Origin of the sequence: Hydrogenophaga sp. ANAO-22 (genome assembly GCF_042466645.1) — a bacterium.
Taxonomy (GTDB): Bacteria; Pseudomonadota; Gammaproteobacteria; order Burkholderiales; family Burkholderiaceae_C; genus Hydrogenophaga.
Genome location: NZ_CP159956.1, coordinates 5,392,698 through 5,418,582, shown reverse-complemented (window position 1 = coordinate 5,418,582; position 25,885 = coordinate 5,392,698). Strand labels below are relative to the sequence as shown.

The following is a 25,885-nucleotide window of genomic DNA, read 5'->3' as shown; positions in this document are numbered from 1 at the left end:
CCCCGCGCTTCGTGCCGAATCGCGGCCATTCGGCTTTGCCCCCTGACGCCTCCGGCCCTTTCGAGCCTGCGCGTTCCGCTTGCCCTAAAAGCCGAGTGTGTGCAGCGGGCGGGTGTGGGCAGTCTTGCTGTTCCCTTCACCGTATCACGGCGTTCTCGCCGTCAAGGGCGGCGCGCGCCATGCGCGCTTGCGTCCTGTCGGCCGTCTGCGACCCCTGACTGCTTGCGCTGCGCCGTGCCCCGGAAGGGTCGGGCAATTCCGCCCGGCATCCTTGCAGGAGTTCACCATGAACAACGCACTCATCACTGACGAGCAGCGCATCGTACTGCTGGCCAACGGCCGCGAATCCTTGGAGAACCCGGACTTTGATCCGGCCCCCGTGGTCAAGCTGTTCACGCCGGACGCCGGCGCGACCTGGCTGCTGACCGAGATTGATCCTGACGACCACGACCACGCTTTTGGTCTTTGCGACCTGGGCCTGGGGGCGCCGGAAATCGGCTGGGTCAGCCTGGGCGAGTTGGCGATCGTGCGCGGCGGGCTGGGCTTGCCGATCGAGCGCGACCTGTCTTTCCGCGCTGAGAAGCGGTTGAGCGCCTACGCGCGCGAGGCGCGGCTGAGCGGGCGGATAGCTGTCTGACTCGGCCTTGGGCGGATGGCCCAGCAGCGCATCCCGTATCGGGATGCGCTTACTGCATCGTCAGCGAGGCCAGTCGTCGCTACGAACGCCTTCAAAGAAGCCAGGGCCGACTTCGATACGCAGTGAAGAGTGACGGCGCAAGATCTTCTGCGCTATCTCGGGCGATGCGTAGTCCGTGAAGTCGAGGAGGTAGCCGTAGACCATTTCACCGCTACTGCCGTCCAACTCCATTGCTTCTACATCGGCGAGATTGCCAACCTCATGCAGTTCGAGGCCCAGCAGTTCGGCATAGGATTGCGATACGCTGCGCGGCGGTGGCTCGCCGTCGTGGTCGTCATCCCCCCAGTTCGTATCGAGTTCCGCTTTGGTGACTTGGCAGTCCACTGACCCAAAGCACTGGCTGCCCAATCGCTCCACGCTCAAAGTGCCCTCCACATTCACGATGTGGCCCGCGTAGGGACGCTCAGTGTCGATGCCCAAGCCAACATGGCCATCCAGGTCGATTTCCAGCGAGCTGCCAACGGGGACGTTTTCAGACTCAACCTCGAAATCGAAATAGACCTCATCAATGCCATCGTAATTGGCGTTGGCCATCTCGCTGTTCACGTCATCGTCTTCGATGACCACCTGATCCACATGCTCACGCAGATAGTTATCGAAGCCTGCGTGAGAGGCGTGAATGTGTGTGTGGGGTGCTCGTTCCTTGAAGGCTGCGTCGATCAGCTCATGCAGTTGGCTTGGCGCGGGGGCTGCGCCAAGTTCGCTGGCGCGCCTATCGAGCGAGTCGTAGTCGAGTACAACGTGGTAGACATTGCTCAAGTCTTTGGGTTCGAGTGCGGCTACCTGGGCGGCCTGGTAGGCGGCAAGGCTCTTGTAGCCGAGTGCAGCAACAATGATTTGCTGCGCATGGCCAAGCTGCACAGGGGCGGCCACAGAAACGCTGTTCTTGCGAACAGAATGGGCAAGGTCGGAAATGCCGATGGGCATACGATTCTCCTGATTTCAGCGCAGGCCAATCGAGCGATTACTTGGCCTACGCCCAGGCGATATCGCATGGTGGTGGCAAGAAATACGGGGGGAAAGCAGAACGCAGTCTTGATTGAGCCGCTCGAAGCTCAGGCGGACAGGGCCTTGCCCACATTGTCCGCGAAAAATCCGCCGAAGACAAATCCCGCGATGCCCAAACTGCATGGGCGTCCCCGGCCACCTGGGAGATGGCCGGTCGCGCTGTCGTGCTGCGCATCGAGCCGCCTGCGGCGTCTCGCCCCTGACGGGCTTCCATCGTTCCCTCGCTCCGCTCGGCTGACGCCTCCGGCCCGGCTTCCAGCTTCGGGCCTGCGCGCTTCGCTTGCCGTGCGGTCGGCGTGTGGGGAAGGCCGTTGCCTTGTCCAGCCGTCTCCCCTGACTTCATCACCTTCACCGCGACTGTAGCCCGCGCCCGTGTGCCGTCAAGGCGCGCAGGGCCGTGTCCTCGGCTGCGCCTGCGGGCCGCACCAACCCTGCGCTTGCCTCCTTGACGGCGCCCGTTCGCGCGCTCCTGACCGTCGCGGGCGATGAACTCAGGAAAGACGGTGGCAACAGGGCCAACCGGGTTCCTCGTGCCGACCGCACCGAACAGCCGAAAGGCTGGGCTCCGAATCTAGGAATCCGGTGTGCGGTTTTCTTCAACAGCCTTTTTGTTCAGGAGAAAGACATGCAACTCGCATCCCGTTTCGCTTCCCGCTCCCCTTCGCTGCGCAGTGACTACCCGCTGTCCGATGACCAGATTCATCGCGTGGCCCCGTCCATCTTCGCGGATGCCCCGCACGAAAGCCGTTCGCAGCGGTACGCCTATATCCCCACCGCCGCCGTGCTGACCGAGCTTCGCAAGGAGGGATTTCAACCCTTCATGGTGACGCAGACCCGCGTGCGCGATGAAGGCAAGCGCGAGCACACGAAACACATGCTGCGCCTGCGCCACGCCAGCCAGATCAACGGCGCAGAGGCCAACGAAATCGTGCTGCTGAACTCGCATGACGGCACCAGCAGCTATCAGATGCTGGCCGGAATGTTCCGCTTCGTTTGCAGCAATGGTCTTGTGTGCGGCGACACCGTGGCGGACGTGCGCGTACCCCATAAGGGCGACGTAGCCGGTTCCGTCATCGAAGGCGCTTTCGAGGTGTTGAGCGGCTTCGAGCGGGTGAAGGATTCCCGCGATGCCATGCGCGCTATCACGCTGGATGAAGGCGAAGCCGAAGTGTTCGCCCGTTCCGCGCTGGCCCTCAAGTACGACCCCACCGACAAGAAGCCCGCGCCCATCACCGAATCGCAAATCTTGATGCCGCGCCGGTTCGACGACCGCCGCCCCGACCTGTGGAGCGTGTTCAACCGCACGCAGGAAAACCTGACCAAAGGCGGATTGCATGGCCGCAGCGCCAACGGACGCCGCCAGCAGACCCGCCCGGTGCAGGGCATTGATTCCGATGTGCGCCTCAATCGCGCCCTCTGGATGCTGGCCGATGGCCTGCGCCAGTTGAAAGCCTGAACCGTTTCCCCGCCGGAGGGGCGGTTCCCCTCCATTCCCTTGTTTCACTCGATTGGAGATTCACCATGAACGCCGTTACCCAAACCGAAGCCCGCGCCGTCAATACCGCCGCCGCTATCCCGTTGGAAGCCGCCGACCCGACCAAGAACCTGATTCTGGTTCCACTGTCGCGGCTGGTGCTGCGCCCCACGGGCCGCAACGTGCGCAAGACCCCGCGCATGTCCATCCCCGAACTTGCCGCAAGCATCCAGCGTGTCGGCCTGCTGCAAAACCTGATCGTGATTGCATCCGCCGATGGCGAGCATTACGAAGTCGTGGCCGGTGGCCGTCGCCTCGCAGCCCTCAAGCTGCTGGCGAAAAAGCACCGAATCAGCAAGGAATGGGAAGTGCCTTGCCTGCTGGTGGCCGATGGCACCGCCCGCACCGCCAGCCTCACCGAGAACGTGCAGCGCGAAGCCATGCACCCGGCAGACCAGTTTGAAGCCTTCGCGGCGCTGGTGGCCGAAGGCCGCCCCATCGAGGACATTGCGGCGGATTTCTCCGTTACGCCGCTGGTGGTGCAGCGCCGCTTGAAGCTGGCGAACGTGTCGCCCCGCCTCATGGCCGACTATCGCGCCGATGCCGTGAGCCTTGACCAGTTGATGGCCCTTGCCATCACCGATGACCACGCCGCGCAGGAAAGCGCGTTCTACGATGCGCCAACCTGGCAGCGTCACCCGTCCAACCTGCGCGAACGCCTCACCGAAAGGGAAATCGACGCCTACCGGCATCCGCTGGTGCGCTTCGTCGGGCTGGACAGCTACGAGGCCGCAGGCGGTGGCATCCGCCGTGACCTGTTCGCCGAAGATGACGCGGGCGTGTATCTGACCGATGCCGCGCTGCTGGAAGGGCTGGCGTTCAATAAGCTGACGGGCATTGCTGCCGAGGTGAAGGCCGAAGGCTGGGCATGGGTGGATGCCACGCCAGGCGTGACCCATGCCGACCTGCACGCCTTCCAGCGTGCGCCGAAGGAGCGGCGCGAACCGAACAAGCGTGAAGCCGCACGCATCGAGAAGCTGCAAACCAAGATGCACGAACTGGCCGAAGCCGTGGATGCTGCGCTGGACGCTGACGATGAGGAAAAGGCCGACGCCTTGCAGGAGGAAGGCGAAACCCTGGGCGAGCAGTTGCAGGTGCTGGAAGATGGCTTGCAGGACTACGGCGCGACCGTGAAGGCCGCAGCCGGTGCCATCGTCACCATCGACCGCAACGGCGAAGCCGTGATTCATCGCGGCTTGATGCGCGAGGCCGAGGCCAAGGCGCTGCGCACGCTGGAAAGGCTGCGCCAAGGTTTCGGCAGCGAAGGCGAAGCCGCGAACGACGACGAAGGCGAGGACGACGAGCCACCCAAGACCGCCGCCATGTCCGACCGGCTGGCGCAACGCTTGAGCGCCCACCGCACCGCCGCGCTACAAATCGAAGTCGCCCGGCATCCGCAAGCCGCGCTGGCCGCCGTGGTGCATGGCATGGTGCAGACCGTCTTGCAGGAACGCCGCTACGGCCGCAGCCGTGATTCTCTGCCGCTGGGCGTGGGCCTCAAAGTGCAAGACCGGCTGGAAGGCATGGCCCCGGACTGGCCGGAAACTCCCGCCGCCGTGGCGCTGTGCGAATTGCAACAGGTGGCGGGCGAAGCCTTGCCGGAGGACAGCGCCGAACTGTTTGCCGCGCTGCTGGCGAAGCCGCAAGATGAACTGGTGCGGCTGCTGGCCGTGTGCGTGGCTTCCACGGTGGACGTGGTGACGCCCCGTGCCACACCGCACCAGCCCGGCGAGGAACTGGCGCAGGCCGTGGGCCTCGACATGGCTGCATGGTGGAAGCCGACCGCAGAAGGCTACTTCAAGCACGTTTCCAAGGCCGTGATTCTGGAAGCCGTGGGCCAGTACGCGCCCGAGCACGTCACGCGACTGGCGAAGTTGAAGAAGGCCGACATTGCCAGCGAAGCCGAGCGGTTGGCCGATGGCACGGGCTGGATGCCTGCCATCTTCAAGACCGAAGGCCCGGAAGCTGCGCCGCAGGAAACGCAGGCGCAGGATGCCCCGGAGGATGCCGAGGCAATGGCGGATGAACCCGCCGAGGCGCTGGCCGCTTGACCCGCGCCGAAGGCAAGCGCCCCGGCCTCGACCGGGGCGCTTCGCTGCAAGGAGAAGCCCCCATGACCCGCATCACCAGCAGCCGCCCGCGCATGGCGGCGATCTACGCGCCCAGCACGGTACGCGCTCGCCGCTGGCACGACGATGGCGACGTGCGCGGCTACCGCCCGCCCTCGGGCTGGTCGGCCCGCGCCGACCTCACCGACATTCACCCCATCACGGGCCGCGCCTTGCCGCGTGCCGTGTGGTGGCTCATCGAGACGAAGGAATAACCGCGTTCAGCACCGCGCCCAGGCCGTTCCGTCCTGGGCGCGGTGGACGCAAAATCCGGGCGCGGCAGTGGCCGCGCCCGGTGTTCAAGGCCAGCAGCCGAGTCAGAACGCCGCCGCCTTCGCGGTGGCTCAGGCGGTGGCGTTGAAGGCATCGCTGTAGCGCGCGATGCCTTCGGGCACTGGCCCATGCAGGGCCAGCGCCATGAAGTAGCCGGGCGGCACGCCCGGCAGTTGCAGGCCCGCATGGGCCTGAAAACCAAAACGCGCGTAATACGCGGGATCGCCTAGCAGCACGCAGCCTGCGGCCTGCATGGCCCGCAGTTCAGACAGCGCCTGCTCCATCAGGCGCGAGCCGATGCCGTGCCCCTGCCTTTGCGGCAGGACGGAGATCGGCCCCAACCCGTACCAGTCCTCAGCCTGGCGGCCGTGGCCGTCGGTGATGGTCACGGGCGACAGGGCCACATGGCCGATGATCTGGCCGTGTTCTTCGGCCACGATGGAAAGCGTCAGTTCGTTGGCAGTGCGCAGTGCGCGCACGATGAATTGCTCGGTGTGGCTGGTGTGCGGCGCATCGGCGAAAGCGGCCGTCGTGACGGCTTCGATGGCAGCAATGTCGTCCGGGGTTTCGTGTCGGAGCTGGAGAGTCATGGGCTTGTCTTGGGTTACTTCCTGAAAATATAGAACGGCCTGGGCGTGTCGGCGCGAGGCGCCGCCGGGCTTTCGGGCTGCGCCCCGTGCTTCGTGCCGAATCACGGCCATTCGGCTTCAATCCCTCACGCCTTCGCGCCTGTGGCGCTGCGCGCTTCGCTTGCGAGGAAGGCTGCGCCCCGCCGCAATGGGCGGAGCTTGTGGGGCTACGCCCCGGCTTGCTGCGGCAGGTTGTGCAAAAGCGTGCCGTCCTCGACGCTGGCGATTCGTTGCCTGTACGTCACGAAGGACGGTTCACCGACACACCGCTCGGCCTCGCCCGATGGAGCTTCCTCACCACGCCTCAAGCATGTGCCGCGAGCTGCGGCTGGGGCGCTCTGGCCTTGTCGTCGGGGCATTGACCTGGCCCGCGTCAGGGCGCAAGCCGGTGAAGCCGTCACGCGGGGATGCCGAGTCGGCCCTGTCTCCATTCGGGAGCGGGCGGCCTGTGCGTCCTTGTCTTGTTGTGAATCCTGGCGGTGGCGCGGCTGCGCCTTGGGCTTCATGGCCGCAACCTTCCAGCGAAAACAATTTCCCCTGCGCTGCGCGCATTCCTCGCGGGACAAATTCTTTTCGCCTCCAGGTTCTCCACGGTGTTGCGACCGCTGCGCGGTGCGGCCAGCCCATCCCCCGCCGGACGGATCACAACAAGGACGCACTGGCGCGACCTTGTTCAACCCGAAAGGAGAAATCATCATGGCCAACATCGGCACCTTCACCGCAGACAAAGACGGCTTCAACGGCCAGCTCCGCACCCTGACGCTCAACGTCAAGGTCAAGCTGGTTCCCAACGACAAGGGCAACAACGAGAGCGCCCCCGACTTCCGCCTGCAAGCGGCTGGCCACGACATCGGCGCGGCGTGGAAGAAAACCAGCGAGGCCGGACGCCCCTACGTGTCCGTGACCCTGGACGATCCTTCATTCCCGGCAACGGTCTATGCCCGCCTGATCGAGAACGAGGACGGCACGCACGACCTGATCTGGTCGCGCAACAAGCCCAAGGCGGCCTGACGGCCGCCCACAGCGCCCCGCCCATTGCGGCGGGGCGCTGTGCTGCTCATCGCAGCACCGCACGCACGGGGTTCGGCAACGGGTGCCTCTTGGCATGTTCACCAGGGCCGGTATTCATCGGTGGATGGCCCGCAGCCCGTGGCGTAGCAAGCCCAGGATGGCGTGTCGGCGCTGCAAGCGCCGCCGGGCTTTCGGGCTGCGCCCCGTGCCGGCAAGCCGTCACGGCCATTCGGCTCCAATCCCTCACGCCTTCGCGCCTGCGGCGCTACGCGCTGGCGCTTGCACTCCAGGGGAAAGCCCTGTGGGCTATCCCCGCCGCGCGATGCTTGGCGCCCCTCGATGCCGCCGAACCGGCTGCGCCGGATCGGCCCGGCCAGCGCCTACGGCTGGGCCGCTGCCGCGAGCTGGCTTTCAGCCTCGCTCATCAGCACCGCCGTGCTGCATTCGAGCGCGCCGGCAATCTTGAAGATCAGCGATAGCGTGGGCTGGTGTTCGCCACGCTCCACCTTGCCCATGTGCGAACGCTCGACGCCGGCCAGGTGCGCCAGCGTCTCCTGGGCGATGCCGCGTTCCGTGCGCAGCGCACGCACCGCCGCGCCGAAGGCTTGAGCCAGCTCGGCGTCGAAGGTGGTGGCGCCGGCCGGTCGGCCGGGCTGGACGGATCGCTTCTGCATGGACAGAAGCGTCGATTCGCAGCACAATTAAAACCACGTTATCTTTAACTCATTCATCAAAAGCTCACTGTTCTGCGCTTCTACAGAAATCCGCATTTGCGGGTTTCAACAAAGGCGCGAAATCACGGAACCGCCATCGTGTTTATGCCCAAATCCGCAGGTACGGCTTTGCGCTTTTGCGCTTCGGCGGATTCGTGCGGCCGGAGGGTGGCGCCATGACGGCACTCATCACCGAGGACGACCGCGCGCGCCTGCTGGCCCACGGCAAGGCCCGCGCCGCTGGCGAGGCCATCGACCCGGTGCCCGTGGTGCGGTTGTTCACGCCGGACGCGCATGTGACCTGGCTGCTGGCCGCGCTCGATCCTGCGGACGGCGATACGGCCTACGGCCTGATCGACCTCGGGCTGGGGATGCCAGAGCTGGGGACGGTGAAGCTGTCCGACCTGGCCGGCATCGTCGGGCCGCGCCAGCAGCCCGTGCTACGCGACCTCTATTTCCGCCCCACGCGCACGCTGTCGGAATACACCCGGCTGGCCGAGCGCGACGGAGCGATCCCGGACTGAATACGGCCTACTGTGACTTTTTCAGTCTGGCGTCATGCCGGGCAGGTCTCAATCGGGATTCTTGCGGCATACCCCGGCCAGTCTGATCGAAACAGTCATGATGCCTGGCTTGGGTTGCGGCAGGCTGGCCGATACGGCGTCCCACGGTCGGGGCGCTGCCACCGCCGCATTGAGACGGAAACCGCAACGCATCGGAGCCAATCGGTCTTGACAACCCCAGTCACCATTTTTACCCATGACGTTCTGACGATGGCGATGTAGCGCGTAGCCCAGCCGTGGCGGCGATTCCTGTTCCCAGGAGGTTGCGTCATGGCCGACCGCGCCGCCGAGCCTTGGTATCCGACTGCCGCGTATCTGTACGTGCTGCATCTGGACAGCCTTGCGCTCGCCTGGGAGTACCTGCGCAGGCACCCCGACTACCGGCTCGACTGGCTGCGCCATCGTCGTCGGTCGCAGGCGGCACAGGAAGCGGCGCAACGCTGGGGCTTGCGCCTGCTGGAAGACCCGGCCCTGGATGCGCGCGACGCGCATCCGGCCTGGCTGCCCGGCCACGCTGCGATGGTGCAGCTCTACCCGGATGAAGATCCGCCACCCGATGCCTCGATCTTCGCGTTCTGGCGCATCCCTGGCCATAAGCAACTGCTCCATGACGGCAAACGGCTGGCGCTGATCGCGCGCAGCCCAGGCCATTGCCTGCGCTTTGCGCTGGCCCCCGGCCTGGAAGACGGCATGGCTGTCGCCTATGCCCATCGCGGCGGCACTGCCGCGCCTGTGCGCGGTCATGTGCCCGGCGTGACCTTCGCCGCCACGCCCAGGCCAACACCTTCCGCGCTGCTGGAACTGCACACCTTGCAGGCGCTCGACGCGACCCTGGCGGGCGCGTCCTCGCGTGAGGTCGGCGAAGGCTTGTTCGGTGCCGACGCCGTGGCCGACTGGTACGCCGACGGCGGCTTGCGCTCCAAGGTGCGCCGCTTGGTGCGGCGTGGCGATGCGCTGATGCGCGGCGGCTATCGCCGCCTAGCACAGCTTGCGCCGCTTGAGAAGGGTCGTTTTGAAGGCGACGCAAAACGACCCTGAGCAAGTGGGCCGCGTTTTCTGAGACTGCCTCCATCCGGTTGCGCTGTGTGGCCGGAGCTTTGAAAGCTATGGAGGTTCACACCATGCGTCCTGCTCCCTTGCGGCCTGCCGCCGCTGTCTCGACCGCTGCCGCGCAGCCCCAACGCTATCTCACCAACGACGAAGCCGCCGAGTACCTGCGCCTGTCGCCGCGCACGCTGGAAAAGCAGCGCGTGATCGGCGGCGGCCCGCGCTTTCGCAAGTTCGGCCGGCGGGTCATGTACGCCGTGGCCGACCTCGATGCCTGGGCCGCCGACCGCAGTTTCGAGACGACTTCCGATCCCGAGTACGCCGAGCACCACTCGGCCGACAGCCGTGCGCGCTGATCGGCGGCGCGTGGATGGCCTTCGCCATGTCCACACCCTTGCAGGAGCGCGAACAGCTCGACCTGTTTCGCGCGCTGCCGGGCGACATGGCGCCACGCGACAGCCAGGACTTGATGGCCTTTCCGTTCTTCTCGCTGGCGAAGTCCAAACGGGTCAAGCCCATCGACTTCCGGGCGGGCAACGTGACGATCCGCGTGGAAGGCACGCAGGAGCACGGCATCGCCACGATCTGGGATGCCGACATCCTGATCTGGGCCGCCAGCCAGATCGTGGAGGCGCGCGACGCGGGCCTGCGGCCTTCGCGCTTGATGCAGGTACGCCCCTACGAGGTGCTGCGCTTCATTGGGCGCGGTACGTCGCTGCGCGACTACCAGCGCCTCAAGGCTGCGCTGGATCGGCTGCAATCGACCACGGTGGCCACGTCCATCCGCGAGACGACCGGGCGGCGATTGCATCGGTTTTCCTGGATCAACGAGTGGAAGGAACTGGCCGATGCCAGCGGCACGCCGCTGGGCCTCGAACTGATCCTGCCGGACTGGTTCTTTGCCGGCGTGCTCGACGCCGCCCTGGTGCTGACCATCGACCCGGCGTATTTCCGGCTCACGGGCGGCATCGAGCGGTGGCTGTACCGCCTGGTGCGCAAGCACGGCGGGCGGCAGCCGGGCGGCTGGCAATTCGACTTCCAGCACCTGTACCGCAAATCGGGCAGCGTGGCGCGCTACTACGACTTCGCCGCCGACCTGCGGGCGCTGGTGGCGCGGCAAGCCTTGCCGGGCTACCTGTTGGGCATCGAGCACGCGTCCGGGATTTCCTCGCCGCTGCTGACCTTCCGGCCCGTGCCGCAAACGGCACGGGGATAACTTCGGGAGAGTCTGTGGATGGACTCGTGCTATCAGGCAACAGAGGTGTCGTGCTATCAGGCAACGAATCCTCGTGCTATCAGGCAACAAAATCGGCCGCAAACCCGCGCCAGCACTGGGTTTCGCGTCCCTCTAACTTCCCTAACTTAAATTCTCTAACTTTTAGTAGAAGCGCCGCGCCACGGTGGATAACCACCACACGGCATGAAAGGCAGCAGCAAAAGCCCGGCTTTCCAGCATGGAGGGCCAAGCCATGATCGTTGCTCTGCTCAATCAGAAAGGCGGCGTGGGCAAGACCACGCTCGCCACGCACATCGCCGGCGAGCTGGCGATGCGCGGGCAGCATGTCATGCTGCTGGACGCCGACCCGCAGGGTTCATCGCTAGACTGGACACAGCGCAGAAGCCAGCAAGGCTTGCCAAGGCTGTTCAGCGCCGTGGGCCTCGCACGCGAAACGCTGCACCAAGAGGCGCCAGAACTCGCCAGGCGGGCCGATCACGTCATCATCGACGGCCCGCCCAGGATCGCTGCCTTGGCGCGTTCCGCGCTGCTGGCGGCCGAGCGCGTGCTGATTCCCGTGCAGCCCAGCCCCTATGACCTGTGGGCCAGCGCGGAGATGGTGGCGCTGATCCGTGAGGCGCAGGTGTTTCGGCCAGCGCTGCGCGCGGCCTTCGTCATCAATCGGCGCGTCAGCACCACCGTGATCGGGCGCGAAGCGCGCCAGGCTCTGGCCGACCAACCGCTTCCTGCGCTGCGCGCGGAAGTGCATCAGCGCATCGTGTTCGCCGACAGCGTCGCCGCTGGCCGGCTTGCACGCGAGACGGCGCCGGACAGCACCGCCGCACGCGAAATCACTGCGCTGGTCGATGAACTATTGCGGTGGACGACATGACAACGACGCCGCCACCGAACAGCAAACGCACGGCCAAGCGCGTCGGCATCGGCGCGCGTCCGCCCGCGAATCCGCACGCCGAGGCGTGGATTCGCCAGGGCGATGCCGATGCGCTGGGCAAGGGCGACCTCTACACGGCTCGCCTGACCCTCGACATCACGCCCGCGATGCGGGCGCGCATCAAGGTGTCGGCCTTCACGCAGGGCGTGACCGTGGCCGACCTGCTGCGCGGCCTGCTGGAGCGGGAGTTTCCAGAGCACCGCAGGGAGAACACCCCATGACTGCATCCGTTTCGTCTGCCGCCGCGCCTGTTGCGTGCGCGGCCACGGCTGCGCACGCAGCACCTTCCGGCCAGCCTGCCAGCACGCCGCTGACGCGCGTGGCGCTGGCCTACATCGAACCGCGCTTCAAGCTCTACCTGCGCTTCGGCGAACCTGCGCGCACGCTCCAGCTCGACCGCTGGCGGCGCTGCGCGGTGTTCCTGCCGGGCGCCATGTTCAGCCGCATCCGCTGGCAGGCCAACGACTACGGCACGATCCGCTGGCAGCTCATGGTGATGCAGGCTTGCACGCCGCTGGATGCGGCGCAGCGCATCCCCGGCGTGCAGCCGGGCGCGCGCCTGCTGCTGCACGCCGAGGGGGAGAACCAGGTGCGCGCCGTGCTGGAGCGCATCGACGCCATCGAGGCGCTAGGCATCGCGCCATCCGCCGCTTCGCCCGTGTACTGGCGCACGCTCGCCAACCGGCTCGCTGCGCGTCTGCCGCTGCCCGAATACACCGCCGAGCGGCACGCCGCCTGGCTGACCGGGAGGGCACTGCCATGACCGCCGTTTCGACTGCCGGCGCCGCGTCGCGTCCTCGCTCGCCCCGCGCACGTTTGCGCGCTCGCCTCGTACTGGCGGGCCTGTCCGCCTGCGGCCTCGCTGCGCTGGCCTGGGCGTCCTTCGTGCAGCCGCTGCCGCGCCTGATCTACAACCCGTCCGACAGCGTGGCGGTCGGCTGGTATCGCGTCAATCCGCAGCGCCACGGCACCGGCTCGCTGCCGCGTCGGCTGGAAGTGGGCAGCATCGTCCTGACCACGCTGCCGCCAGACGCCGCCGCGCTGGCCGCGCAGCGCGGCTACCTGCCGGCGCGCGTGCCGCTGCTCAAGCGCGTGGGCGCCATCGCGCCGCAGGAGGTGTGCATCACTGGCCGCATCGTCCGCATCGACGGCGTGCCTTCGGCCGCTGTGCTGCCTGCCGACCGCTGGGGCCGGCCGCTGCCATCCTGGCAGCAGTGCCGTCGCCTCGAACCCGGTGAACTGTTCCTGCTCAGTGTGACCAACCCGGCGTCGTTCGACAGCCGGTATTTCGGGCCGGTCAGTGTGGGCGCCGTGATTGGCGTCGCGCATCCGGTCTGGCTGGAGTCCCGCCCATGATGGCCGCCGACTTGCTGCACGTTGCCGTGCATCTTGTCGTGCCATCGGGCGTGTCGTGCTGCTGGCCGTCGCCGTGTCGTCGCGCGTGCAGTGCGAGCGCATCCGCGCCGCACTTCGCGCTGCCTTCGGCGCAGCCGTCCAACGTGCAGGTGTCTTGCCTCGAACGCGCCCGGCCTGTGGCCGTCGCTGCGTTCGCCGGCGTGCTGGCTGCTCGTGCAGCAGCGCCGCCGGGCCGCCGCTGCCCGGAGCGCCAGCGAGGGGCAAAGGCGGAAGGCAAGATTGAAGGGCGCGGCACCACGGTGCGCGCAAAGCCAGTCTGCACATGGGTTTGGGGCAGCACGCGCCACAGGGTGGCTTCGTGCCGCCAACAGCGCAAATGCCATGCAGGCATTGGGAACACCGTGTGCCGCATCCGCTCGGGCGCGATGGGCTTGGCTGGAGGCGCATCATGAGCCAGCGCGGAAACTCGGATGGTGATGACCGTTTCCGCGTGCGGCCAGGCAAGCCGAAGCAGCGCGGCGACACCTTCATTGCGCAGGTGCTGCGTCAGACCAGCAAGGCGGCTGGCGTTACAGGCGGCAAGCGCGGAATGGGTGGCAAGGTGAGGGGCAAAACCACCGGCAAGGCGCCTGGTTCTCGTCTGGGGCGCGGGCATACGGCGGCGAGCTTCACGGGCCAGTCCTTGACTGCCTATTCACGCCGGGCCACGGTCAAGGTTCGGCTGGTGTATTTGCAGCAGGCCAGCGGCAAATCGACGGTGCAGCACCTGCGTTACATCGGGCGCGAAGGCGTGGATCGCCAGGGCGAACAGGGACGGGCCTATGGGACCATCACCGACGAGGCGGACACGGCAGCTTTCGAGGAACGCGGGCGGGGCGACCGTCACCAGTTCCGCTTCATCGTCTCGCCCGAGCATGCCGACCAACTCGAAGACCTGCGCACCTATACCCGCCACCTGATGCAGCGCATGGAGGCTGATCTGGGCACCCGGCTGGACTGGGTGGCGGTGGATCACTGGAACACCGACAACCCGCACACCCACGTCGTGCTGCGCGGCAAGGACGATACGGGCAAAGACCTCATCATCTCGCAGGAGTACATCACCCGCGGGATGCGCGAGCGGGCGATGGAGCTGGCCACCGAATGGCTCGGGCCACGCACCGAGCTGGAGATCCAGCGCACTCTGGCCCGCGAGGTGGAGCAGGAGCGCTGGACTTCTCTGGATCGAACCTTGCAGCGTGAAGCGGTAGAGGGATTGGTGAAAATCGAACGCTTCAATGATCCCAAGCTGCAGCGCCAGCGCCTGCTGCTGGTCGGGCGACTGCAACGGCTTCAGCGCATGGGCTTGGCGACGGAAACCCAGCCTGGCACCTGTGCCGTCCACGCCGAAGCTGAGTCCACCCTGCGGGCGATGGGCGAGCGCGGCGACATCATCCGCACCATGCAACGTGCGATGGGCGGCAGGCAGCGCGACCTGGCCGTGTTCCAGCCGGCCGAAGATGGGCACTCCATCATCGGCCGCGTAGCGGGCAAGGGGCTGGCCGACGAACTGTACGACCGGGGCTATCTCGTGGTCGATGGCATCGACGGCAAGGCGCACTACGTCGCGCTGTCGCCCAGGACGAAACTGGAGCAGTATCCGATGGGCGCGGTGGTCGAGGTGAAAGGCTCTGCCGAGATACGGGCGGCGGACAAGACCATCGCCGCGATGGCAAGCAATGGCCTGTACCGCACCGACCATCACCTTGCCATCGCGCAAGGGCAGACTGTCCCTGGCCGCGATCCGCAAGAAGTCGTGGCAGCCCATGTCCGGCGCCTGGAAGCCCTGCGCCGGGCTGGCATCGTGGAGCGCGTGGCCGAGGGGCTATGGAAGGTGCCGGACGACCTGCCCGAGCGTGGCCGCCAGTACGACGCGCAGCGCCTGGGCGGCGTGGCCGTGGAGCTAAAATCGCACCTGCCCATTGAGCGTCAAGCTCGCGTCATCGGCGCCACCTGGCTCGACCAGCAGTTGATCGGCGGCGGCTCCGGCTTGGGTGATTTGGGTTTTGGTAGCGAGGCCAAGCAGGCAATGCAGCAGCGTGCCAACTTCCTGACGGAACAGGGGCTGGCCGAGCGGCGCGGGCAGCGCGTGATCTTGGCGCGCAACCTGCTGGGCACGCTGCGCGACCGGGAACTGACGCTCGCCGCGAAGGACATTGCCGCCGAAACCGGCTTGGGGTATCGCCCCGTGGCTGACGGCCAGCGCGTGGCCGGCATCTACCGGCGCAGCGTGATGCTTGCCAGCGGACGCTACGCACTGCTCGATGAGGGTATGGGGTTCAGCTTGGTGCCTTGGAAGCCGGTGCTTGAACAGCGGCTGGGGCAGCAACTCGTCGCCACAATGCGAGGCGGGAGCGTGTCATGGAAGATCGGGCGACGGCGCTACCTGTCCATCCAATGATGAATGGAGCAAATCAGAGATTCAACACGCCCCCTCATTCGGGCCAGCAATCACTGGGATTTTACCGTGTGTTGGCTTTGATACCGAGGTGATGGACTGCACAACTCTCTCCGTCTGTTTGTGACAGAGGGCTGACTTCAAAGCTTTGCTACTACCGTACGCAAGTGAGGCACGTTTCGGCAATTCCGGTGTGTTTTCTTCTAGTATTCTTCTACCAACAATGCACGTATCTGTTGCAGCGCAGCAGGATCGTCCATGGTGGTGAGGTCACCCGGATCGCGCCCCTCGCACACGGCCTGGATGGCGCGGCGCAACAGTTTGCCGCTGCGGGTCTTGGGTAGCACTGTCACGAAGCGCACCCGTGCCGGGCGCGCCACGGCACCCAACTGCTCGTCCACCCGCTTCATGATCTCGCCCTCCAGCTTGAGTTTCGAGGCATCGTCGTAGAGCGAAGAACTGTCCTTGGCCACCACGAAAGCCATCGCCACCTGCCCCTTGAGCTGGTCGGCAACCCCTACCACCGCCACCTCGGCCACATTGGCGTGGCTGGAAATGCTTTCCTCGATCTCCCGCGTGCCCAGGCGGTGGCCCGCCACGTTGATCACATCGTCGGTGCGGCCCAGGATGTAGAAGTAGCCATCCTGGTCGCGAATGCCCCAGTCGAAGGTGCTGTAGACCAGCTTGCCGGGAATGCTCTTCCAGTAGGTGTTGACGAAGCGCGCGTCGTCCTTCCAGACCGTCTGCATGAAACCCGGTGGCGTGGGCCCTTCGATGACGACCACCCCTTTCTCATCGGCACCGGTGAGTTCTTCGCCGGTGGATTCGTGCAGCAGCTTGACGCTGTAGCCATACATCGGCACACCCGGGCTGCCGAACTTGCTGGCTTTCTTCTCGACACCGTTGGCGATGGTGAGAATGGGCCAGCCGCTCTCCGTCTGCCAGTAGTTGTCGATGATGGGCACCCCCAGGCTGTCGCTGATCCAGCGCGCGGTGGGTTCGTCCAGCGGCTCACCGCCCAGGAACAGGGCCTTGAGGCTGGAGAGGTCGTACTGCTTGAGGTAGGCCGGGTCCTGCTTCTTGAGCACGCGCACGGCGGTGGGCGCACTGAACATCACCGTCACCTTGTACTTCTCCACCAGGCGCCACCAGATGCCGCCATCGGGCCGGATCGGCAGGCCTTCGTACAGGATGGTCGCCATGCCCGCGATCAGCGGGCCGTAGACGATGTAGCTGTGCCCCACCACCCAGCCGATGTCGCTGGTGGAGAAGTAGGTCTCGCCGGGTTCGCCCATGAAAATGTGCTTCATGCTGGCGGCCAGGGCCACGAGATACCCGCCCGTGTCGCGCTGCACGCCCTTGGGCTTGCCCGTGGTGCCGCTGGTGTAGATGGTGTAGCTGATGGCGGTGGACTCCATCCACTCACAGGGCACCTGTGCGTCCAGGTGCTGCTCGCGCAGGGCCGCGTAGTCGTGGTCCCGCCCGGGCACAAGGCTCATCGGCGCCAGGCCACGGTTCACCATCACCACCGACGCTGGCTTGTGGGTGGACAGCCGCAGCGCTTCGTCCAGCAGCGGCTTGTACTCAACCACCTTGCCGCCGCGCGATCCGGCATCGGCGCTGACGATGGCCACAGGGGCGGCGTCATCGATGCGGTTGGCCAGCGAATGGCTGGCGAACCCCCCGAACACCACCGAGTGGATGGCGCCAATGCGCGCACAGGCCAGCATCGCGAAGGTGGCCTCGGGAATCATGGGCATGTAGATGAGCACGCGATCGCCCTTCTTCACGCCCTGCCCCAGCAGCACCGCCGCCATGCGCTGGACCTCGGCATGCAGCTCCCGGAAGCTGTAGGTGCGCTCGGTGTCCGTTTCGGTGGACACGTAGATCAGCGCGTTCTGGTCTGCGCGGTCTTTCAGGTGCCGGTCCACCGCGTTGTGGCACAGGTTGGTCAGCCCGCCCTCGAACCAGTGCGCGAACGGTGGGTTGTCGTGGTTGCACACCCGGTCGAAGGGCTTGTGCCAGTCCACCAACCCGGCCTGTTCGGTCCAGAAGGCATCACGGTCGTCGATGGAGAGATTGCGAAAATCATTGAATCTCATCAGGATGTACTAGGTTAAGTTAAGTATGACGTCACTGGCCGCCAAAGCTGTACCAACGAACTTGTTCTAAATCAAACAGAACGACCACACATCTGCGTCTGCCTTGAGAGCGAACATTTTCTTAATCCGATCTGAAGTAGAAGTAATCAGAGCACCCCTCTGCCGCTCAATTGGCGTCGACAGGATCATCCCTGCTTACCTCAGGAAAAATCCAGATCGAAAACACCATAAACCCGCCCAAGAAAAATGCAGCCCAACCAGCCGTTCGAAGATCAATCGAAAACTCATACAAACCTATCACCCCGAAGAGCATCAAAATCAGTATGGAAATAATTACTTTGAATTTAGTTGGCATTTAATCACTCCGGATATTTGGCAGTCATGTTAGAAGCTTGCCGATTTCACAACGCCATCATTTGAATTGGGTGTACGAACTGTTTTTCGAAGATCTTGCTTCAAATAACGCGTGCTGTAGCCGTTAAAGATATGACCCCAAAATCCTCTTTTGAGATCGGAGGTTCCAAACAACCAATCAAAAATAGGGGTTCCGATACCCATATTAACTTCCATCATCAATGGATGATCGTGATGCGCCGTATGATGCCGGCGCGCAGTATTAATAATCGGCGTATTTCGAATAAGCCAGTTGTCGTTCACATGGCATGAGAAATGAACGAGTTCATAGAACATGTAGCTACCCGTCAGCGCGGCCATCAACAGCCAGCCGAAATTAGGGGAGAGAATCCAGCCAGCGACGAGCGATGGCACGAGAGACAGCAAGGTAAGCACGATCATTGTGAAAGGGGGAAAGAACGTTACACGCCAATCTCTATGATCCGCGAAACGCATTTCTTCGCGCGTAAAGAACTGATGATGCATCAATGTGTGTCGCACATAGAGCGCCCGGAAAATGACGTTCTTGCGAGGCCGATGCATTACATGCGCATGCAGCAAGTATTCGGTGAGTTGATAAGCCATGAAACCCAATGGCAAGGCCAGCCATTCCCACAGTTGGACGTTGCGAAGATTGGCAGCATAGATGTAGAGCGCCGTGAAACCGCTGATGGCAATGATCGCCAAGTGCAGCCAACCGTGGTACCAACCCGCCACACGATGTCGATACTCTTTGCGATATCGACGCTGGCGTTCCTTCATCATAGTAGATTGAAGCTCCATGAAAACCTCCAATTAAATTCACCCCAACAGGGGCATGCCTGCCAACAACACTCGATTTCAGCCGCAGTCAATACCTTGACTTGCTTCGTAGCCAGTTTTCAATATCTGCGGAAGCAATGCTCCACTCATTATCAAAATTTGCAACCATGACCTTCATGAAAGATTCGCAAGAATCAGCGGAAAGATTCAAGTCACCGGTGTGATCCAAAAGAAGAGCGAAAGCCAACTGCCGCGGCTCGGCACCTTCGTACCCCCATTCGAACCCCATTTCCGCATAGCGACGCAGGTCGGTCCGGTCAGGCAACAATTGGCCATCGGCGAGCACTTTAATTCCATCGATAGTTCGATCGCCCGTATATGTCTTCATATCTCGCCCCTGGTCAAGTTTGAGGTTCCGCATCCACGGCACCCGCGATAATTTTCATAACCTCCACGTCCCCGAGAGCTCCGCTCAACGAGCCCGTGTAAATAATTTCACCGCGCTCAATCACCACTAGTTTATCTATGTAATCTGGAACATGATGCAAATTGGATTCAGCCATCACAATGGCTTTCCCAGATTGGCGAATCGCGGCGACTCCCTCCGCTACAAGTGGAATGATGGCGGGTGAGAGACCTTCAAAAGGTTCGTCGAGTAAAAGGAGTTCTGCGTCGAGAGCCAATGCGCGGGCGATAGATACCATCTTGCGCTCGCCACCCGAAAGCTCTGCCCCCCGCGTTTACGGTATCGTTCCAGCTTGGGGAAAATACGATATGCTTCCGAAATGCGCTCCGCAGCAGGTCTGCCACAGGTACGAGTCCACGTCGGAAGTTCAATGTTTTCCTCGACCGTGAGGTCGGCATACACTTCCGATTCTTCAGGGGAAAAGCCAATGCCCAGTTGCGCAATCTGCCATGTGCTCAAGCGCGCAAGATCTTTATCTTCCCACGAGATGCGCCCGGAAACGGGCCGAAGATAGCCCATCAACGACCGAAAAGTGGTGGTCTTTCCCGCTCCATTTCTGCCGAGAAGACATACCAGTTCACCGGCGCGAACCTCAAGACTGATACCTCGAAGAATTCGACTTCCCTGGATGTCCACGGTCAGTTCGGACACGTTCAGCATGGCTGGTGTTCCCCCTCGTTTTTTTTCTGACTACTGTGGACAGGGCCGATCACTGCTTCAAGCATCAAGGAGTCCTTAAAGAAAACATCCGGAGACATATCTCCAATCACACGCCCTTCCTGAAGCGCGATCACCCGATGCGAGTAACGTGCGACCAGTGTCATGTCATGCTCGACTTGAATGATGGCGCTCACCCCTTCCGAGCGTGCCGCCTTCACTAACAGTTCCATAATCCCGTATTTGTCTCCACTTGAGACGCCCGAAGTAGGTTCATCTAAAAGGATGGCCTTAGGACGAAGTGCAAATGCGCTGGCGATATCAAGGAGTTTTTTCTCTCCTTGTGAGAGAGAACCAGCTCGTTCAAAAAGCTTGTGATGCAAGCCAAGTGTTCCAGCAATATGCTGAACTTCGTCCTCGATCTGAGGATCTTTGGTCAATGTTCGTAATGGATTCGAAGCTCTACGCAACCTTGAACTTACAGCAACTGCGATCGTCTCCCAAACGCTCACCTCTGGAAAAATATTGACCAGCTGGAATGAACGGGCCATGCCCATCGCAGCCAACTTAACCGGACCTACTCCAGCAATACTATTTCCCATGAAATGCACCGTCCCTTGGGAGGGGGCCGCCAACCCCGTCAACACATTGACGAGTGTGGTCTTCCCTGCTCCATTCGGGCCGACTATTGACACGAATTCACCGCCTCCGATCTCCAAAGACACATTCTTTAGAGCTTGGTACGATCCATAAGATTTGGATACATTGCATGCGCTCAACATGGCACTCATTGGGCATCTCCCCTTACACGACGTTGCAAGTGATTGGAAATCGTGCCGATCAATCCTTCTGGAAGCACAAGCACGAGAAACACCAACGTAGCACCCAACATAAATCTCCAGTAGGCCGTACTCGATACCAGTACTTCATGCAGCAGAACAAAAATGAGCGCCCCTACCCCAGGCCCCACAAAGGTTCCAGCCCCCCCAAGAATCATCATGAAAATAAGATTGCCTGACTGAGGCCAATACGCAAGCTCCGGATCAGCAAGTCCAGTGGAAACCCCCAACATCGCGCCAGCGATTGCACCGAAAACGCCAGACACTACAAAGGCAAACAGTCGGAGGCGATAGACACGTACGCCAAGGTACCGAGCCTTGCTCTCATTGTCTCTAATAGCGCGCAGCTGGAGGCCAAGAGGCGAACTGACGATGCGCCAGGTGAGCAATCCGAGCAGCACATAAACTATCAAACAGTAGTAATAGAACGGACCACTGAGAAACTGAGTCGCAGTCATATCCCAATCCTGCCCCAGTAACATCGGCCGCAGGACACGCATACCTTGATCACCTCCTGTCAAGTTGTAGAACTTGAACAGGAAAGAGTGAAGAAGCATGCCAAACGCAAGTGTGAGCATGCCAAAGAAGATATGTGTGAAACGGACACAGAGAGCACCAATCGCCAATGCGAATAGTCCTCCCAAACTCGCTGCTGCGATCAAGATCAACTCAAAGTGGAGAACGCCCGCCTGGGTCGCTGCGGCCGCCACGTATGCCCCTACAGCCAAGAACATTGCATGGCCAAAGGACAGCAACCCCGTGTAGCCAAACAGAAGATTCATGCCGAGAAGAGCGATTCCAAATGCCAAGGCAGGCATAAGCATCACGGTGCTGTACGGCGTTAGCATCAAAGGTGCAATTGCAAGTCCAGCTAGCAACACAACAAATGGAATAACGCCGTTAAGCAACCGCGGCTTCGGCCGAGGCCGAATTCTCGGAGAAATTACGTCAAATACTGCGCTCAAGATGCGCTCCTTCCAAACAATCCAACAGGGCGAATCAAGAGGACAACAACGACAACTAGATAGATGGAGAGAATCTCCACTTCAGGAGCTAACGAAACTGCGAACGCCCGCATGAGCCCGACAATGATGGCGCCAACAGCAGCCCCAGCCATGCTGCCCAAGCCCCCGATCACAACAACTGCAAAGGCCTCCACCACGAGTTCAGCGGCCATGGTCATAGAGGCAGCCGAAGTGGGAATAACCAATGCCCCACCCACAGTTCCTAGAATGCAGCCCAGCGTAAAAACCATTGTGAATACTTTGGATGAATTAACACCCAATGCTTCAGTCATGTTCCGATTTTCAGCCGTAGCCCGTACGATCCGTCCAATACGGGTTCGCTTGAGTGACAATCCTAAAATCATTGCGATTAGGATGCTCGCTCCAATGACAAGAAAGTTATATACAGGGATCTGCAATCCACTTATGTCGATCGTTCCATATATTCCATATAGAGAGCTGTCCATTGATCTCGGTGCAGCACCCCAGAAAAAACGAAAAACATCCTGGAACATCAGCAAAAGACCAAAGGTCAGCAAAAGTTGATAGCTAGGGTCTCGCCTATATACGGGACGTAACAACAACTCTAACGGAGCTCCGACTGTTCCAACGAGTACACCAGACAACACAAGTGCTGGAACAAGAAAAATCATCGGCATTTGCCATTGGTGCAAGAGGCCGACAGCCGTAATAGCAAAAAACGCTCCCAGCGCATAGAACGAACCACAGGCAAGATTGACGACCTTTTGAACGCCAAAGATGAGTTGCAGACCGCAGGCGACAAGAAACAAAATCGCGGCTTGGAAGAGACCGGCTAAAAAGAGGTTGGCATACTGCATTGAAGCATCCATTTCATGCGTGTACGGAATTTTTAACTTAGCGGAGTACGCTTAAAGCACACTCCGCTAACGAATAATTACACGCGGAAATCTGCAGTCTTGATCCATTTCCAGTAGTCTGCGCCTGCAGGCTTCTGCAATTGATCAGAAAACGCGGCGGTAATATCGGACAGCCCCGGGTACTCATGCTGAGTACTGTTCTTACTGAAGCCTTGGTAGAACATCTGTTCGGCAATCTTGTCGGCCCGATAACGCCCTCGGCCACCTAGACTTTCGATGTCGTTTCCGGCAATGGCATCAGCGATCTCATCAGTTTTTGGCCAGCGGCCGGCAGCCTTCGCCGCCTTCTCGACACCGGCTTTGTAAGCCATCAGATTGAAGTAGGCGCGGTCAGCCAATGTGGTCGGAATGGCCTTGTAGCGGTCCCTGTATTCCGCAACAAACGACTTCTGCAATTCGGATGCTCCGGGCAAGTCAAAGTAGAAGGTGTTCTGCCCCAGCAATGCACCCTCGGGAACGAAACTGGACCGCAGGTCATTGATTTGACCACCCGCCACGGCCGACACGATCTTTGCGTTGGCCAGCAGACCTGCCGCGGAGGCCTGCCGAAGAAAGATAGGAAGATCGGAGAGGAAGAGCGAATTGAAAATCAGATCAGGCTTGGCGGCGTTCAATGCCGCCACGTTCGTCGTGAGATCGGTGGCACCAACCCGGATCCATTGCTCAGAAACAACCTTGGCCTCGATGTCATAGCGAGACAACAACGTCTTGAACGTTTCCCAGCAGTTTCGCCCATACGAATAGTCGGAATTCACTCCTGCAATAGTTGCGAACTTACCTTTGAAGCGTTTGATGGCCATGAGCGAACTCATCACTGCTTCACACTCGTTGTCAGTCGACCGGAACACAAAACGAGTTTTTGGCATCGACTCTTGCACTCCGTTTTGTGTCGTTCCATCCCAGCACTGGAGCAGAACACGCTCATCCTCTGCGACGGGGGCGACTGCCAGAGTAACGCCGGTAGAAATCAGTCCATGAATGGCGTCCACCTTCTCCTGCAGTGCCAGATGGCGAAACCGCTCAACTGTGTCCTTGGGAGTGGTCTCCTCCTGAATGACGAGCTCCACTTTCCTACCTGCAATCCCCCCGACCGGTTGATTCGGTCCACCCCCCACCGAACGGCTCGAATGCTGTCCTCCCCCATGAAGGCAGCCACCCCTGATCGCGGCGCCAACAGGCCAAGACGCAGAGGTCGGTCCTGCGCAAACAGAGGCCCACCCACAGATATCGCCGCCGCACCCAGGGTTGCTTGGGTAAAAGTCCGCCGACTTAACTTCATTTTGTCTCCTTTGCATGACACAGATAGATGAGGACCAATCGATGTCATGCAGTTTCGCAGTCATATGCCAACTTGCATGACACAAGTATATTACATGAGCGGCAAAAGTATCTCATAGAGGGTTTTCCCTTGAAATGAGGTACTAAGAGGATGTGCGGCCGAGAGGTGGCCCCATCGGTCTGAACACGAGTCGGGCGACGACAAGTGGAACGCTGCCGGGGTTGACCGCAGTGCAGAGATGTCCACGGTGGCGGGCGGGCGTCGCTTGCGCGAACGCACGACCGACGCGGTGGGCATCTCGTGTGACCGCCCATGCTGATGGCGATGCCCTCGCCCTTGAGCCGCTCGGTGAACACCATGCTGGTGAACTGCGAACCCTGGTCGGTATCGAAGATCTCCGGCTTGACGTGACGCGCGATCGCATGGTCGAGCACGCGCACGCAGAAGTCCGCTTCCATCGACATCGACACGTCCCTGGCCGGGACCTTGCGGCTATGTCAGTCAATGATCGCGGCCAGGTACACGAAGCCGCGTGCCATCGGGATGCAGGTCAGGTCCATCGCCCAGACCTGGTTCGCACGCTCGATCGCCAGGCCGCGCAACAGGTACGGGTAGATCACACATGCTGCGGCTCGTGTTGGGCTTGCTGTACAGCGCCTTGATGCCCATGCGCCGCATGAGGGGCGCCACGTGCTTGCGCCCGACCTCGAAGCCTCGTGCCTTGAGCATGTGGCGCGGCATGCGGCTGCCGGCGAACGGTTGACCTCCAGCGCCACCTTGGCCTTGAACGCCGGTGAGAAGTTCCGGCGTGGTCTTCTGCTCATGCTCTCGCTCCATGTCAGCCCGCTCTTCGCGGACCGCTCACAGGGCAGAGTTTTCACTCATCGCCGTGTTCAGATTTCCGGGGCCACCTTTGTGGTCCAGCGGCGCAACAAGAACGTGGCGGCGGTGGCACTCGCCAGCAAGAACGCTCGAATCGTCTGGGCGTTGCTGGCCCGTGATCGGCGTGACGAGACGGGTTACAGGAAGGCGGCCGAGGTCGCGTGATCGAACCTTTGAAGTTTCCAACTTCTTGCTGTACGCGAAATCGAGGCAGGGTCAAACTGCCTGACTTAATCTCCGCGCGCCGGGGCCAATTCGCAGCACCAAGGTACCCAAGTTCTAATTGGTGATGGTCTCTCGCGCAAAGCTCTCGATGTAGTCAACAAGACGATCGGAGGCCGCAGCGGCATCCTTAGAGTGACCCCTGGCTATCGCCTCGGCCATTTTTGAATGCAATGTGGCCGCCAGCGGAAGATCTCCAACCCTGCGATAGTGCTCGAACCAGAACCTGCGCGATAAACCGCGCATGAGCGCCATCGTCTTGGTTATGAACTCATTGCGAGCCGCTTTCCACATGCACTCATCGAGTTCTCGATCTAGCTGAGCAAAAAGCCCTTCGTCGCGCGCGCTAGCTGCATGAAGCAGAGAAGCGCCGATCTGGGCAAAATGCGCCCTCTCCTCCTCTGTTGCCCGCTCTGCTGCGAGTTGTGCGAGAAGACGTTGCACTTCCCTTCGCAACTCCAGCAATCGGAGTTGGGTGCGAATATTGGTTTCGGAAACAAGAACCCCTCGCTTGGGGAGGACCACAACCAGTCCCTCTCCGGCGAGACGCTGGAGCGCCTCTCTGATTGGTGTTCTACCAATTTCCAGCAGTTCCGACAAACCATACTCAGAAAGCACCACGCCTGGTGCTAGCTGCAGAGTAATGATCATCTCCTCAAGCCTCTTATAAGCCTGCTCGGCCAGAGTCGGCGCTTCAGTTCGGTTGGAGTTGGATTTTTGTCTCCTAGAGGAAACAGCGAGCGACTTCTTCATGCAATGCCTTTGCCGGTATAAAACGAGCCCTTCGTCAGCGCGATGGGGCAAAAAACAAGTTGTGTCCTGTTGACATGCTAGCT

Annotated in this window: 28 protein-coding genes and 2 pseudogenes; 15 read left to right on the top strand and 15 right to left on the bottom strand. The window is 61.9% G+C overall.

What is annotated here, in order from left to right; genetic code table 11:
* The first annotated feature begins 286 nt into the window (after positions 1–286).
* On the top strand, positions 287–637 hold the full coding sequence (locus ABSY19_RS26305; protein ID WP_056582602.1) for a DUF2958 domain-containing protein: 351 nt from the start codon (positions 287–289) through the stop codon (positions 635–637).
* Positions 638–697: 60 nt separating this feature from the next.
* Here ABSY19_RS26305 and ABSY19_RS26300 read toward each other — a convergent pair whose 3' ends face one another.
* The gene (locus ABSY19_RS26300) at positions 698–1,624 is read right to left on the bottom strand and encodes a hypothetical protein (RefSeq protein WP_056581617.1); all 927 of its coding nucleotides are present in this window, start codon (positions 1,622–1,624) and stop codon (positions 698–700) included.
* A gap of 706 nt (positions 1,625–2,330) precedes the next feature.
* On the opposite strand from ABSY19_RS26300, the gene ABSY19_RS26295 reads away from it, so the two are divergent.
* The 3 genes from ABSY19_RS26295 (at position 2,331) to ABSY19_RS26285 (ending at position 5,562) form a co-directional block, all read left to right on the top strand.
* Positions 2,331–3,161, top strand: a complete 831-nt coding sequence (locus ABSY19_RS26295; RefSeq protein ID WP_056581620.1) for a DUF932 domain-containing protein — start codon at positions 2,331–2,333, stop codon at positions 3,159–3,161.
* 65 nt (positions 3,162–3,226) lie between these two features.
* Positions 3,227–5,290 (top strand): ParB/RepB/Spo0J family partition protein, encoded by a 2,064-nt coding sequence (locus ABSY19_RS26290; protein WP_056581626.1) that lies wholly within the window; start codon positions 3,227–3,229, stop codon positions 5,288–5,290.
* Positions 5,291–5,352: 62 nt separating this feature from the next.
* Positions 5,353–5,562, top strand: coding sequence for a hypothetical protein (locus ABSY19_RS26285; RefSeq protein WP_056581629.1), 210 nt, complete (start codon positions 5,353–5,355; stop codon positions 5,560–5,562).
* A gap of 129 nt (positions 5,563–5,691) precedes the next feature.
* On the opposite strand, the gene ABSY19_RS26280 is transcribed toward ABSY19_RS26285, so the two are convergent.
* Entirely contained in the window at positions 5,692–6,210 is a 519-nt protein-coding gene (locus tag ABSY19_RS26280; protein WP_056581635.1) for a GNAT family N-acetyltransferase, read from the bottom strand.
* Positions 6,211–6,945: 735 nt separating this feature from the next.
* On the opposite strand from ABSY19_RS26280, the gene ABSY19_RS26275 reads away from it, so the two are divergent.
* The gene (locus ABSY19_RS26275; protein ID WP_013517162.1) at positions 6,946–7,260 is read left to right on the top strand and encodes a DUF736 domain-containing protein; all 315 of its coding nucleotides are present in this window, start codon (positions 6,946–6,948) and stop codon (positions 7,258–7,260) included.
* Between the two features lie 380 nt (positions 7,261–7,640).
* On the opposite strand, the gene ABSY19_RS26270 is transcribed toward ABSY19_RS26275, so the two are convergent.
* The gene (locus tag ABSY19_RS26270) at positions 7,641–7,934 is read right to left on the bottom strand and encodes a helix-turn-helix domain-containing protein (protein ID WP_056582604.1); all 294 of its coding nucleotides are present in this window, start codon (positions 7,932–7,934) and stop codon (positions 7,641–7,643) included.
* Positions 7,935–8,149: 215 nt separating this feature from the next.
* Between ABSY19_RS26270 and ABSY19_RS26265 the strand changes: the two genes are divergently transcribed.
* The 9 genes from ABSY19_RS26265 to ABSY19_RS26225 all read left to right on the top strand — a co-directional run bounded on the left by ABSY19_RS26265 (position 8,150) and on the right by ABSY19_RS26225 (position 15,547).
* On the top strand, positions 8,150–8,497 hold the full coding sequence (locus ABSY19_RS26265; RefSeq protein ID WP_056581638.1) for a DUF2958 domain-containing protein: 348 nt from the start codon (positions 8,150–8,152) through the stop codon (positions 8,495–8,497).
* Positions 8,498–8,806: 309 nt separating this feature from the next.
* The gene (locus ABSY19_RS26260) at positions 8,807–9,574 is read left to right on the top strand and encodes a DUF2285 domain-containing protein (RefSeq protein ID WP_056581641.1); all 768 of its coding nucleotides are present in this window, start codon (positions 8,807–8,809) and stop codon (positions 9,572–9,574) included.
* Between the two features lie 83 nt (positions 9,575–9,657).
* Positions 9,658–9,939, top strand: a complete 282-nt coding sequence (locus ABSY19_RS26255; protein WP_013721771.1) for an AlpA family transcriptional regulator — start codon at positions 9,658–9,660, stop codon at positions 9,937–9,939.
* A gap of 14 nt (positions 9,940–9,953) precedes the next feature.
* Entirely contained in the window at positions 9,954–10,799 is an 846-nt protein-coding gene (locus ABSY19_RS26250) for a replication initiator protein A (RefSeq protein ID WP_369882130.1), read from the top strand.
* Between the two features lie 253 nt (positions 10,800–11,052).
* Positions 11,053–11,691, top strand: coding sequence for a ParA family partition ATPase (parA, locus tag ABSY19_RS26245; protein WP_056582609.1), 639 nt, complete (start codon positions 11,053–11,055; stop codon positions 11,689–11,691).
* Positions 11,688–11,972 carry a hypothetical protein gene (locus tag ABSY19_RS26240; protein ID WP_056582611.1) on the top strand — a complete coding sequence of 95 codons (285 nt, stop codon included), beginning with the start codon at positions 11,688–11,690 and terminating at the stop codon, positions 11,970–11,972. Before parA ends, ABSY19_RS26240 begins: the two co-directional genes overlap by 4 nt.
* Entirely contained in the window at positions 11,969–12,514 is a 546-nt protein-coding gene (locus ABSY19_RS26235; protein WP_056581644.1) for a DUF2840 domain-containing protein, read from the top strand. The genes ABSY19_RS26240 and ABSY19_RS26235 overlap by 4 nt, the downstream gene beginning before the upstream one ends.
* Positions 12,511–13,107 (top strand): S26 family signal peptidase, encoded by a 597-nt coding sequence (locus tag ABSY19_RS26230; RefSeq protein ID WP_056581647.1) that lies wholly within the window; start codon positions 12,511–12,513, stop codon positions 13,105–13,107. The genes ABSY19_RS26235 and ABSY19_RS26230 overlap by 4 nt, the downstream gene beginning before the upstream one ends.
* 448 nt (positions 13,108–13,555) lie before the next feature.
* The gene (locus tag ABSY19_RS26225; RefSeq protein WP_056581648.1) at positions 13,556–15,547 is read left to right on the top strand and encodes a relaxase/mobilization nuclease and DUF3363 domain-containing protein; all 1,992 of its coding nucleotides are present in this window, start codon (positions 13,556–13,558) and stop codon (positions 15,545–15,547) included.
* 200 nt (positions 15,548–15,747) lie between these two features.
* On the opposite strand, the gene ABSY19_RS26220 is transcribed toward ABSY19_RS26225, so the two are convergent.
* The 11 genes and pseudogenes from ABSY19_RS26220 to ABSY19_RS26170 all read right to left on the bottom strand — a co-directional run.
* A complete protein-coding gene (locus ABSY19_RS26220) occupies positions 15,748–17,646 on the bottom strand; it encodes a propionate--CoA ligase (RefSeq protein ID WP_056581650.1) in 1,899 nt (632 codons plus the stop codon).
* 166 nt (positions 17,647–17,812) lie between these two features.
* Entirely contained in the window at positions 17,813–18,001 is a 189-nt protein-coding gene (locus ABSY19_RS26215) for a hypothetical protein (RefSeq protein WP_081266257.1), read from the bottom strand.
* A gap of 29 nt (positions 18,002–18,030) precedes the next feature.
* Entirely contained in the window at positions 18,031–18,822 is a 792-nt protein-coding gene (locus tag ABSY19_RS26210) for a sterol desaturase family protein (RefSeq protein WP_081266375.1), read from the bottom strand.
* Between the two features lie 67 nt (positions 18,823–18,889).
* Positions 18,890–19,189, bottom strand: coding sequence for a DUF6166 domain-containing protein (locus ABSY19_RS26205; protein ID WP_082548887.1), 300 nt, complete (start codon positions 19,187–19,189; stop codon positions 18,890–18,892).
* 13 nt (positions 19,190–19,202) lie between these two features.
* A complete protein-coding gene (locus ABSY19_RS26200) occupies positions 19,203–19,505 on the bottom strand; it encodes a hypothetical protein (RefSeq protein WP_382157243.1) in 303 nt (100 codons plus the stop codon).
* Positions 19,409–19,927 (bottom strand): ATP-binding cassette domain-containing protein, encoded by a 519-nt coding sequence (locus tag ABSY19_RS26195; RefSeq protein ID WP_382157241.1) that lies wholly within the window; start codon positions 19,925–19,927, stop codon positions 19,409–19,411. The genes ABSY19_RS26200 and ABSY19_RS26195 overlap by 97 nt, the downstream gene beginning before the upstream one ends.
* Positions 19,921–20,715 carry an ABC transporter ATP-binding protein gene (locus ABSY19_RS26190; RefSeq protein ID WP_066123746.1) on the bottom strand — a complete coding sequence of 265 codons (795 nt, stop codon included), beginning with the start codon at positions 20,713–20,715 and terminating at the stop codon, positions 19,921–19,923. Before ABSY19_RS26190 ends, ABSY19_RS26195 begins: the two co-directional genes overlap by 7 nt.
* Positions 20,712–21,728, bottom strand: coding sequence for a branched-chain amino acid ABC transporter permease (locus ABSY19_RS26185; RefSeq protein ID WP_056581651.1), 1,017 nt, complete (start codon positions 21,726–21,728; stop codon positions 20,712–20,714). Before ABSY19_RS26185 ends, ABSY19_RS26190 begins: the two co-directional genes overlap by 4 nt.
* On the bottom strand, positions 21,725–22,606 hold the full coding sequence (locus tag ABSY19_RS26180; protein WP_056581653.1) for a branched-chain amino acid ABC transporter permease: 882 nt from the start codon (positions 22,604–22,606) through the stop codon (positions 21,725–21,727). Before ABSY19_RS26180 ends, ABSY19_RS26185 begins: the two co-directional genes overlap by 4 nt.
* Positions 22,607–22,683: 77 nt before the next feature.
* Positions 22,684–23,733 carry an ABC transporter substrate-binding protein gene (locus ABSY19_RS26175; RefSeq protein ID WP_382157239.1) on the bottom strand — a complete coding sequence of 350 codons (1,050 nt, stop codon included), beginning with the start codon at positions 23,731–23,733 and terminating at the stop codon, positions 22,684–22,686.
* Between the two features lie 517 nt (positions 23,734–24,250).
* Positions 24,251–24,704 (bottom strand): annotated as a pseudogene (locus ABSY19_RS26170) (transposase); the annotation flags it as partial.
* A gap of 156 nt (positions 24,705–24,860) precedes the next feature.
* Between ABSY19_RS26170 and ABSY19_RS26165 the strand changes: the two are divergent.
* Positions 24,861–24,992, top strand: a pseudogene (locus ABSY19_RS26165) (IS110 family transposase); the annotation flags it as partial.
* Between the two features lie 114 nt (positions 24,993–25,106).
* Here the strand turns inward: ABSY19_RS26165 and ABSY19_RS26160 are convergent.
* Complete coding sequence (locus ABSY19_RS26160; RefSeq protein ID WP_082548890.1) at positions 25,107–25,802, bottom strand: GntR family transcriptional regulator; 696 nt, start codon at positions 25,800–25,802, stop codon at positions 25,107–25,109.
* Between the last annotated feature and the right edge of the window lie 83 nt (positions 25,803–25,885).

Coding starts and splice junctions, on each gene's coding strand:
- ABSY19_RS26230 (WP_056581647.1), top strand. CDS start 12,511: ATGACCGCCGTTTCGACTGCCGGCGCCGCGTCGCGTCCTCGCTCGCCC.
- ABSY19_RS26235 (WP_056581644.1), top strand. CDS start 11,969: ATGACTGCATCCGTTTCGTCTGCCGCCGCGCCTGTTGCGTGCGCGGCC.
- ABSY19_RS26200 (WP_382157243.1), bottom strand. CDS start 19,505: ATGGTATCTATCGCCCGCGCATTGGCTCTCGACGCAGAACTCCTTTTA.
- ABSY19_RS26255 (WP_013721771.1), top strand. CDS start 9,658: ATGCGTCCTGCTCCCTTGCGGCCTGCCGCCGCTGTCTCGACCGCTGCC.
- ABSY19_RS26280 (WP_056581635.1), bottom strand. CDS start 6,210: ATGACTCTCCAGCTCCGACACGAAACCCCGGACGACATTGCTGCCATC.
- ABSY19_RS26275 (WP_013517162.1), top strand. CDS start 6,946: ATGGCCAACATCGGCACCTTCACCGCAGACAAAGACGGCTTCAACGGC.
- ABSY19_RS26265 (WP_056581638.1), top strand. CDS start 8,150: ATGACGGCACTCATCACCGAGGACGACCGCGCGCGCCTGCTGGCCCAC.
- ABSY19_RS26160 (WP_082548890.1), bottom strand. CDS start 25,802: ATGAAGAAGTCGCTCGCTGTTTCCTCTAGGAGACAAAAATCCAACTCC.
- ABSY19_RS26215 (WP_081266257.1), bottom strand. CDS start 18,001: ATGCCAACTAAATTCAAAGTAATTATTTCCATACTGATTTTGATGCTC.
- ABSY19_RS26305 (WP_056582602.1), top strand. CDS start 287: ATGAACAACGCACTCATCACTGACGAGCAGCGCATCGTACTGCTGGCC.
- ABSY19_RS26285 (WP_056581629.1), top strand. CDS start 5,353: ATGACCCGCATCACCAGCAGCCGCCCGCGCATGGCGGCGATCTACGCG.
- ABSY19_RS26270 (WP_056582604.1), bottom strand. CDS start 7,934: ATGCAGAAGCGATCCGTCCAGCCCGGCCGACCGGCCGGCGCCACCACC.
- parA (WP_056582609.1), top strand. CDS start 11,053: ATGATCGTTGCTCTGCTCAATCAGAAAGGCGGCGTGGGCAAGACCACG.
- ABSY19_RS26205 (WP_082548887.1), bottom strand. CDS start 19,189: ATGAAGACATATACGGGCGATCGAACTATCGATGGAATTAAAGTGCTC.
- ABSY19_RS26290 (WP_056581626.1), top strand. CDS start 3,227: ATGAACGCCGTTACCCAAACCGAAGCCCGCGCCGTCAATACCGCCGCC.
- ABSY19_RS26220 (WP_056581650.1), bottom strand. CDS start 17,646: ATGAGATTCAATGATTTTCGCAATCTCTCCATCGACGACCGTGATGCC.
- ABSY19_RS26300 (WP_056581617.1), bottom strand. CDS start 1,624: ATGCCCATCGGCATTTCCGACCTTGCCCATTCTGTTCGCAAGAACAGC.
- ABSY19_RS26295 (WP_056581620.1), top strand. CDS start 2,331: ATGCAACTCGCATCCCGTTTCGCTTCCCGCTCCCCTTCGCTGCGCAGT.
- ABSY19_RS26260 (WP_056581641.1), top strand. CDS start 8,807: ATGGCCGACCGCGCCGCCGAGCCTTGGTATCCGACTGCCGCGTATCTG.
- ABSY19_RS26225 (WP_056581648.1), top strand. CDS start 13,556: ATGAGCCAGCGCGGAAACTCGGATGGTGATGACCGTTTCCGCGTGCGG.
- ABSY19_RS26240 (WP_056582611.1), top strand. CDS start 11,688: ATGACAACGACGCCGCCACCGAACAGCAAACGCACGGCCAAGCGCGTC.
- ABSY19_RS26210 (WP_081266375.1), bottom strand. CDS start 18,822: ATGGAGCTTCAATCTACTATGATGAAGGAACGCCAGCGTCGATATCGC.
- ABSY19_RS26250 (WP_369882130.1), top strand. CDS start 9,954: ATGGCCTTCGCCATGTCCACACCCTTGCAGGAGCGCGAACAGCTCGAC.
- ABSY19_RS26190 (WP_066123746.1), bottom strand. CDS start 20,715: ATGAGTGCCATGTTGAGCGCATGCAATGTATCCAAATCTTATGGATCG.
- ABSY19_RS26195 (WP_382157241.1), bottom strand. CDS start 19,927: ATGCTGAACGTGTCCGAACTGACCGTGGACATCCAGGGAAGTCGAATT.
- ABSY19_RS26180 (WP_056581653.1), bottom strand. CDS start 22,606: ATGCAGTATGCCAACCTCTTTTTAGCCGGTCTCTTCCAAGCCGCGATT.